7 protein-coding genes and 1 pseudogene are annotated in these 8,829 nt (G+C 67.4%); all 8 read left to right on the plus strand.

Annotated elements, in window-relative coordinates; all coding sequences use genetic code 11:
• Positions 1 to 187 (plus strand): annotated as a pseudogene (locus Q7T84_RS00825) (UDP-N-acetylmuramoyl-L-alanyl-D-glutamate--2,6-diaminopimelate ligase); the annotation flags it as partial.
• Positions 180 to 1,577, plus strand: coding sequence for a UDP-N-acetylmuramoyl-tripeptide--D-alanyl-D-alanine ligase (murF, locus tag Q7T84_RS00830; protein ID WP_304805662.1), 1,398 nt, complete (start codon positions 180 to 182; stop codon positions 1,575 to 1,577). The pseudogene Q7T84_RS00825 and the gene murF, both read left to right, overlap by 8 nt.
• A complete protein-coding gene (gene mraY / locus Q7T84_RS00835) occupies positions 1,577 to 2,686 on the plus strand; it encodes a phospho-N-acetylmuramoyl-pentapeptide-transferase (protein WP_304805663.1) in 1,110 nt (369 codons plus the stop codon). Before murF ends, mraY begins: the two co-directional genes overlap by 1 nt.
• 19 nt (positions 2,687 to 2,705) lie before the next feature.
• Positions 2,706 to 4,121: a UDP-N-acetylmuramoyl-L-alanine--D-glutamate ligase gene (gene murD, locus Q7T84_RS00840; protein WP_304805664.1), complete on the plus strand. Its 1,416-nt coding sequence runs from the start codon at positions 2,706 to 2,708 to the stop codon at positions 4,119 to 4,121.
• A 110-nt stretch (positions 4,122 to 4,231) separates the two neighbouring features.
• Entirely contained in the window at positions 4,232 to 5,404 is a 1,173-nt protein-coding gene (gene ftsW / locus Q7T84_RS00845; protein ID WP_304805665.1) for a putative lipid II flippase FtsW, read from the plus strand.
• Positions 5,405 to 5,413: 9 nt separating this feature from the next.
• On the plus strand, positions 5,414 to 6,511 hold the full coding sequence (gene murG / locus Q7T84_RS00850; protein ID WP_304805666.1) for an undecaprenyldiphospho-muramoylpentapeptide beta-N-acetylglucosaminyltransferase: 1,098 nt from the start codon (positions 5,414 to 5,416) through the stop codon (positions 6,509 to 6,511).
• Positions 6,508 to 7,920 (plus strand): UDP-N-acetylmuramate--L-alanine ligase, encoded by a 1,413-nt coding sequence (murC, locus tag Q7T84_RS00855; RefSeq protein ID WP_304805667.1) that lies wholly within the window; start codon positions 6,508 to 6,510, stop codon positions 7,918 to 7,920. Before murG ends, murC begins: the two co-directional genes overlap by 4 nt.
• Complete coding sequence (gene murB, locus Q7T84_RS00860; protein ID WP_304805668.1) at positions 7,917 to 8,825, plus strand: UDP-N-acetylmuramate dehydrogenase; 909 nt, start codon at positions 7,917 to 7,919, stop codon at positions 8,823 to 8,825. Before murC ends, murB begins: the two co-directional genes overlap by 4 nt.
• Positions 8,826 to 8,829: the final 4 nt, after the last annotated feature.

Genomic DNA, 8,829 nt, shown 5'->3' on the forward strand with positions numbered 1-8,829 from the left:
CAAGGGCGCGCAGGAGATCGGCGACCGCCGCGAGGCGATCCGCTCCGCCGTGGCGCTGATGAGCGCCGGCGACGTCCTAGTGGTGGCCGGCAAGGGCCACGAACAGGGCGTGACCATCGCCGGCGTCGTGCATCCCTTCGACGACGTGACCGAAGTTGCTCAAGCCTTGGAGGCGCTCCGTGGCTGAGCCCCTGTGGACCTCGAAGGAAATCGCCGCCGCGACAGGCGGAGAGCTGTCCGGGGCGTCGTTCGCGGTGAACGGGGTTTCCATCGACACCCGCTCGATCGAGCCGGGCGACCTGTTCGTCGCCCTGGGCGGGGTGCGTGACGGGCATGAGTTCGTCGCCACCGCCATGGCGGGCGGGGCGACGGGCGCCCTGGTGTCCAAGGGCGTCGACGTTTCGAGCGTCGTCGTCAGAGACACGCTTCAGGCGTTGGAAATGCTGGGTGAAGCGGCTCGTGAGCGTGCGCCCCAGACGCGGCGCGGCGCGGTCACCGGCTCTGTCGGCAAGACCAGCGTCACCCAGGCGGTGCGCGCCGGACTGATGTTGGCCGGCAAGGCCCACTCGTCGGTGAAGAGCTACAACAACCACATCGGCGTGCCGCTCACCCTGGCCCGCATGCCGCGCGACACCGAGCGCGCCGTGTTCGAGATCGGCATGAACCACGCCGACGAGATCACTCCACTGTCGCGGTTCGTGCGGCCTCACGCCGTGGCGATCACCACGGTCGGACCTGTCCACGTCGAGAACTTCCCCGACGGCGAGGCGGGCGTCGCTCGCGCTAAGGCCGAGATATTCGCCGGGCTGGAGCCCGGCGGCGTGGCGGTGCTGAACGCCGACAACAAGTGGTTCGACTTCCTGAGCGCCGAGGCCCGCAAGGCGGGCGCCGTGGTCCGCAGCTTTGGGGCGGGCGAGACCTGCGATGCGCGGCTGATCGATTTCCAGCCTCAGGCTGGCTATGCCGTCGTCCAGGCGCGCCTGCACGGCAAGGCGATGGACTTCCCGATCCTGCAGACCGGCTTCCATTGGGGGCCGAACAGCATGGCCGTCCTGTTGATGCTGGAGGCCCTCGGCGTTGACCTGAACGACAGCCTCGCCGCCCTGGGCAGCTTCGAGCCGTTGGCCGGTCGAGGGGCCGAGCGGGTGATCAAACTGGCGGACGGCGACTTCACTCTGATCGATGAGAGCTACAACGCCAACCCGGTGTCGATGGGCGCGGCCTTCGCGGCGCTGGGCGCACGCAAGGCCATGGGGCGACGGATCGTCGCGCTTACCGACATGCTGGAGCTTGGGGCCGAAGGCCCAGCTTTCCATGCGGGCTTGGCCGAACCGCTGAATGACGCAGGTGTCGAGTTGGTTTTCTGCGCCGGCCCGCTGATGAAATCCCTGTGGGACGCTCTTCCTCCGACTCGGAGGGGCGGCTACGCCGAGACAGCGGTGGAATTGGGGCTGCTGATCGCGGCGGCCGTCGAGCCCGGCGATCTCATTATGGTTAAGGGTTCGAACGGCTCGAGAGCCGGCGCGGTCGTGACTGCGCTGGGAGCTCTAGACGTGCGCGCCCAGGAGAGGGGCTGATGCTTTATTGGCTGTATCAACAGCTGTCAGCCGACGGGTATGTTCCGTTCCTGAACCTGTTGAAATATCAAACCTTCCGCACGGGCATGGCGTTGTTCACGGCGCAGCTGGTGGTGGTGGCCATGGGCTCGCGCTTCATCCGTTGGATGCAGGCCAAGCAAGGCAAGGGGCAGCCGATCCGCGCTGACGGCATCGAGCGTCACGTCGTCGAAAAGGCCGGCACCCCCACCATGGGCGGGGTGATGATCCTGGCCGGCCTGCTGGTCGGCACCCTGCTGTGGTCGGACCTGACCAACGTCTATGTCTGGGCCGTGATCCTGGTGACCGCCGGCTACGGCGTGCTCGGGTTCACCGACGACTACGCCAAGGTCACCAAGCAGACGACCGATGGCGTCTCGGGCAAGGTCAGGCTGCTGATGGAAGCGGCCATCGCGCTGGCCGCCGTCGCCCTGATGGTGGTGTTCGGCACCAACCCGCCCGAGACCCCGGACCTTTCGACCTCGGTCGCGTTCCCGATCTTCAAGCAACTGCTGCTGCCGCTCGGGTGGTTCTATCTGCTGTTTGGGGCCTTCATCATCGTCGGCGCGGCCAACGCCGTGAACTTCACCGACGGGCTCGACGGCCTAGCCACCGTGCCGGTGATGATCGCAGCGGCGGCCTTCGGCTTCATCGCCTATCTCGTCGGTAACTTCGTCTTCGCCCAGTACCTGAAGCTGCACTTCGTGCCCGGTGTGGGCGAGGTGGCGGTCTATTGCGGGGCGATGATCGGGGCCGGGCTCGGCTTCCTTTGGTACAACGCGCCGCCCGCCAAGATTTTCATGGGCGACACCGGCTCGCTGGCGCTCGGCGGCGGCATCGGCGCCGTGGCCGTGGCCACCAAGCACGAGATCGTGCTGGGCATTATCGGCGGCCTTTTCGTGATCGAAACCCTGTCGGTGATGATCCAGGTCGTGTCGTTCAAGTTGACGGGCAAGCGGGTGTTCCGCATGGCCCCGATCCATCACCATTTCGAAAAGCTCGGCTGGTCGGAATCGACCGTCGTGATCCGCTTCTGGATCATCGCGGTTATGCTCGCCCTGTTGGGCCTCGCAACCCTGAAGCTGCGGTAGGGGAGGGCAGGCGTAGGTCATGATCCCGGTCCGCGGCTTTGAAGGCAAGACGGTCGCCGTGTTCGGCCTCGCCCGAACCGGGCTGACGGCCGCGCGCGCGCTGATGCTGGGCGGAGCCGAGGTCGTGGTCTGGGACGAGCGTCCGGAAAGCCGAGCCGCGGCGCAGGCCGAGGGCCTGACGCTGGTCGACCTGACCACCGCCGACTGGAGCAAGTTCGCGGCCCTGATGCTGTCGCCGGGCGTGCCCCTGACCCATCCCAAGCCGCACTGGACCGTCGATAAGGACAAGGCGGCCGGCGTCGAGATCGTCGGCGATATCGAGCTGTTCGCCCGGACGGTGAACGCCGCGCCCGCGCACAAGCGGCCGAAGATTGTCGCCATCACCGGCACCAACGGCAAGTCCACCACCACCGCCCTGATCGGCCACATCTGCGCCGCTGCCGGCCGGGACACGCGCGTGGGCGGCAATATCGGGGTCGGCGTCCTCGACCTGGACGATATGCACGGCGGGGCGGTCTACGTGCTGGAGATGAGCTCCTACCAGCTCGACCTGACCTCCAGCCTGAAGCCCGACGTGACGGTGCTGCTGAACATCTCGCCCGATCATCTGGAGCGCCACGGTGGCATGGAGGGCTATGTCGCCGCCAAGCGCCGGCTGCTGCTGAACCAGGGCAAGGGCGACACCGCCGTCATCGGGGTCGACGATCCCTGGGGGCAGCGGATCTGCACCGAGATCACCGCCGCCAACCGCCGGACCATCGTGCCGATCTCGGCGTCCAAGGCCATGGGTCGGGGCGTCTATGTCCTGCAGGGCCTGCTTTACGACGCCACCGGTGAGCGCGCCGTGGAGATCGCCGACCTGCTGCGCGCCAAGTCGCTGCCCGGCCGGCACAACTGGCAGAATGCGGCCGCGGCCTATTCCGCGGTGCGAGGGTTGGGGCTCAGCGCGCAGGAAGCCGCCGACGGCCTGATGACCTTCCCGGGTCTGGCGCATCGGATGGAGACGGTCGCTCATCTCGGCAAGGTCCGCTTCGTGAACGACAGCAAGGCGACCAACGCCGACGCCGCCCGTCAGGCGATGTCGAGCTATCCGAAGTTCTACTGGATCGCCGGCGGCCAGCCGAAGACCGGCGGCATCGACGACCTGACCGATCTCTTCCCGCGGATCGAGAAGGCCTATCTGATCGGCGAGGCTCAATCGGCCTTCGCCAAGGTCCTGAAGGGCAAGGCCAAGGTAGCCGAGTGTGGGACCATCGAGGCCGCCACGGCGATGGCCTATGCCGACGCCGCCGCCACGGGCCAGGACGCCGTGGTGCTGCTGTCGCCAGCCTGCGCCTCTTTCGACCAGTTCGCTGATTTCGAGGCGCGAGGCGAGGCGTTCCGCGCAGCCGTCGCCGCGCTGAGCGTTCCCGCCGCCAAGGGCGCGCGCGCCTAGGCCCCAGAGATCACGATCTCGCCGCCTCGCGTGCCGGTTAAGGAAAATTAAGCATGAGGGCGTCTTGTTGCGATGACTAACTCCGCCCTCGAATCGCCGATGGACCTTTGATGAAATCCAACCAAGCCCACGCCTTCGCACGCAGCGACAGGTCGACGGTGGGTGTGTGGTGGTGGACCACGGACCGCTGGATGCTGGGGGCCGTGGCCGCCCTGATCGCCGTCGGCGTGATGATGTCGTTCGCGGCCAGTCCCTCGGCCGCGGCGCGGATGAATGTCGGCGATCCCTTCCACTTCGCGGTTCGCCAATGCGTATTCGCGGCCCTCGGCGCGATGATCCTGGTCTCGACCTCGATGCTGGATGGCCGCGGCGTTCGGCGGGCGGCGTTCTTCATCTATCTCATCGCCATCGCCATCATGATCGCCCTGCCGTTCATGGGCCACACCGCCAAGGGCGCGACCCGTTGGGTGCAACTGGGCGGCTTCACGCTTCAGCCGTCGGAGTTCATGAAGCCGGCCCTCATCGTGCTGGTCTCCTGGATGTTCGCGGAGGGCCAAAAGGGGCAGGGAGTGCCCGGCGTGTCGATTGCTTTCGGCCTCTACTTCCTGTCGGTCAGCCTGCTGTTGGTGCAGCCTGACGTCGGTCAGACGGTGCTGATCACCGTGGCGTTCGGCGCGGCCTTCTGGATGGCCGGGGTGCCGCTGTCCTGGGTGATGCTGCTGGGCGGGGTGGCGGTGACGGGGCTGTCCTCGACCTATTTCCTGTTTCCGCACGTGGCGAGTCGGGTGGACCGGTTCCTGAGCCCCGAACGCGCCGACACCCACCAGGTGGACCGGGCTGCGGAGGCCATCGCCGCCGGCGGCTTCTTCGGGCGTGGCCCGGGCGAAGGCGTGATGAAGCGCCACGTCCCCGACCTACACACCGACTTCATCTATTCGGTCGGCGCCGAGGAGTATGGTTTGATCTTCTCGCTGCTGTTGATCGCGTTGTTTTCGTTCATCGTCATTCGCGGCCTCTATCGCGCCATGAAACTGAGCGATCCCTTCGAGCAGGTGGCTGCGGCCGGCCTATTCGTCCTCGTCGGCCAACAGGCCTTCATCAATGTGGCGGTGAACCTGAATATGATTCCGACGAAGGGCATGACCTTGCCGTTCATCTCGTACGGCGGCTCGTCCATGCTGGCGATCTGCCTGACCCTGGGCATGGCCTTGGCGCTGACACGCCGCAGGCCGGGAGCCTATTCCCAAGGCGAGGGCCTCGCCAAGGCCGGCGCCTTCGCCTAAAGGCTCGTCATGCGTAAAATCGCCGTCGTCGCCGCCGGGGGAACCGGCGGGCACCTATTTCCGGCTCAAGCGCTGGCTGAAGCCCTGATCGCGCGTGGCTGGCGCATCGTGCTCGCCACCGACGAGCGCGCCGCGGCTTTCGCCGAAAGCTTCCCCGCCGAGGAACGCATTGGGCTTTCGGCCCGCACCTTCGAGCGCGGCAACCCCATCAGCATGGCCCAGGCCGGGATCGCCATCGTGCGCGGCGTGCTGCAGGCCCGCGCGGTCTTCACCCGGATCGAACCGGACGTCGTGGTGGGCTTTGGCGGCTATCCCTCGGTTCCAGGGCTGTTGGCTGGGATCACCCAAGGCCGACCGACCCTGTTGCACGAACAGAACGCCGTCATGGGCCGCGCCAACCGGCGGCTGGCCAGCCACGTGCGCGCTGTCGCCTGCGCCTTCCCTGTGCTGCAGAAGGCGCCCGGCCAGGTCGCCGAGAACGCCGTGGTGGTGGGCAATCCTGTGCGGCCCGACATCCGGGCCCTGGCTGACCTGCCCTACACGCCGCCGAGCGCCGACGGCCCCGTGCACCTGCTGATCACCGGCGGCAGCCAGGGCGCGCGGCTACTTTCGGAATTGATGCCCGAGGCCATCGCCAAGCTGCCAGAAGAGCTGCGTGTGCGTTTGAAGGTGCAGCAGCAGACCCGCAAGGAGTCGATGGACGGCGCACGGCGGATCTATGCGAACGCCATGGTCGAGGCCGAGATCGCGCCATTCTTCCGCGACATGGCCAGCCGATTGCGTGACGCCCATCTGGTGATCGGCCGCTCGGGCGCAGGCACGGTGTGTGAGTTCGCGGTGGCCGGAAAGCCCGCGATCCTGATCCCGCTGGCCATCGCGTTGGACGACGACCAGGGCCAGAACGCCCGGGTTATGGCCGACGCCGGCGGCGCCGAGGTCGCCCGCGAGAACCAACTCACCGTCGACACCATGTCGAACGCCCTGCTGAAACTGCTAACCAACCCCGAGCGCCTGGCGCGCATGGCGGCTGGCGCGCGATCCATCGCCAAACCGGACGCCGCCGAACGCCTCGCCGACCTGGTCGAGAGAACCGCCGTCCAAAGATGAACAAGCGCCCCGTCCCCTTCGCCCTCGGTCCCGTGCATTTCGTCGGCATCGGCGGGATCGGCATGAGCGGCATCGCCGAGATCATGCTGCGGATCGGCTATACGGTGCAGGGCTCCGACGCCAAGGCCAGCGCCAACACCGAGCGGTTGGAGAAGCTGGGCGCCAAGGTGTTCATCGGGCAGAGCGGGGCCAATGTCGAAGGCGCTTCGGCCATCGTCTATTCGACGGCGATCAAGGCGGACAATCCCGAGATGGTCGCCGCGCGCGAACGGCGCATCCCGCTGGTCCATCGCGGTGAGATGCTGGCCGAGCTGACCCGCCTGCAATACTCGGTGGCGGTCGGCGGCACGCACGGCAAGACCACCACGACCTCGATGGTCGCCGCCCTGTTGGACGCCGGCGGCAAGGATCCGACGGTGATCAACGGGGGGATCATCAACGCCTATGGCACCAACGCCAAGGTTGGCGAGGGCGAGTGGATGGTGGTGGAGGCCGACGAGAGCGACGGCACCTTCCTGAAGCTGAAGTCCACCTGCGCCATCGTCACCAATATCGACCCCGAGCACCTGGACCACTACGGCGACTTCGACGCCGTGAAGAAGGCTTTCCAGGATTTCGTGGAGAACGTGCCGTTCTACGGCTTCGCGGCGGTTTGCACCGACCACGCCGAGGTCCAGGCCATGGCTGCGCGGGTCCAGAACCGCCGGCTGATCACCTATGGGACCAATCCTCAGGCGGAGGTTCGGGCCGAGAAGATCAGCATGGGGCCGGACGGCTCGCGCTTCGACGCGGTGTTCGCCCCGCAGGATGGCGAGGTCGTGCGGCTCGAAAACTTGCACCTGCCGATGGCGGGCCAGCACAATGTTCTGAACGCCACCGCCGCCATCGCCATCGCGCGCGAACTGGGCGTGTCGGATGACGACATCCGCAAGGGCCTGGCCGGGTTCGCCGGGGTCAAGCGGCGCTTCACGACCACGGGCGTCGCCAACGGGGTGCGGGTCATCGACGACTACGGGCATCACCCGGTGGAGATCGCCTCGGTCCTGAAGGCGGCCCGTGCGGTCACCGAGGGCAAGGTGGTCGCCGTCGTGCAGCCGCACCGCTATTCGCGCCTGCACGATCTGTTCGATGAATTCTGCGGCTGCTTCAACGACGCCGATACGGTGATCGTCGCTGACGTCTATACGGCCGGCGAGGCCCCGATCGCGGGCGCCGACCGTGACGGCCTGGTCGATGGTCTGCGCCGCTTCGGCCATCGCCGCGCCTTGGCGCTGGAAAGTCCCGCGCATCTGGCGGCGCTGGTCGCCGAGGAAACCAAGGCTGGCGATCTGGTCGTCTGCCTGGGGGCTGGCGATATCACCGTCTGGGCGCACGCGCTGCCGGCGCAGCTCGAGGCGCTCTCGAAGTGAGCTGGCGGGAAGGTCTTCCCAAGGTTCGGGGCCGCATCCTGAAGGATGAGCCGTTGGCGCCCTTCACCTGGTTTCGGGTCGGCGGCCCGGCCGACGTGATCTTCCTGCCCGAGGATGAGGCCGATCTCTCCTACTTCCTGAATGGGCTCGATCCCTCCGTGCCGGTGACGCCGATCGGCGTCGGGTCCAACACCCTGGTCCGCGACGGCGGTGTCGATGGGGTTGTCATTCGGCTGGGCAAGGCGTTCGGCAAGGTCGAGCCGCGCGGCGACAACAAGATTTTCGCCGGGGCCGCGGTGCTCGACGCCGTGCTGGCGCGCGAGGCGGGCAAGGCGGGGATCGCCGGCCTGGAGTTCTATCGCGGGGTGCCGGGCTCCATCGGCGGCGCCACGGTGATGAACGCGGGTTGCTACGGCGCGGAAACCAAGGACGTGCTGGTCGAGGCCTATGCGGTGACGCGGGCGGGCGAGCGCGTGACATTCAGCAACGCCGAGATGGGCTTTGCCTATCGCAAGTCCGCCAAGGCCGCCGAGGGCGGGCTGATCTTCACCGGCGCCCTGTTCGAGGGGCGTCCCGACGATCCCGAGGCGATCGCGGCGCGCATGGCCGAGATCACCGCGCGGCGCGAGACCACGCAGCCGATCCGCGAGAAGACCGGCGGCTCGACCTTCAAGAACCCGCCGGGCCATTCGTCCTGGAAGCTGGTGGATGAGGCTGGCTGGCGCGGCAAGCTGCATGGCGGGGCGATGTTCTCGCCGCTGCATTCGAACTTCCTGATCAATACCGGGCAGGCCACGGCGGCGGACCTGGAAAGCCTGGGCGAGGCGGTTCGTGCTGACGTGAAGGCCAGGCTTGGGGTCGAGTTGGAATGGGAAATCAAGCGGATCGGCCGGGCGGCGGCCTGATCCT

The sequence above is a fragment of the Phenylobacterium sp. genome, from assembly GCF_030654915.1.
Classification (GTDB): domain Bacteria; phylum Pseudomonadota; class Alphaproteobacteria; order Caulobacterales; family Caulobacteraceae; genus Phenylobacterium.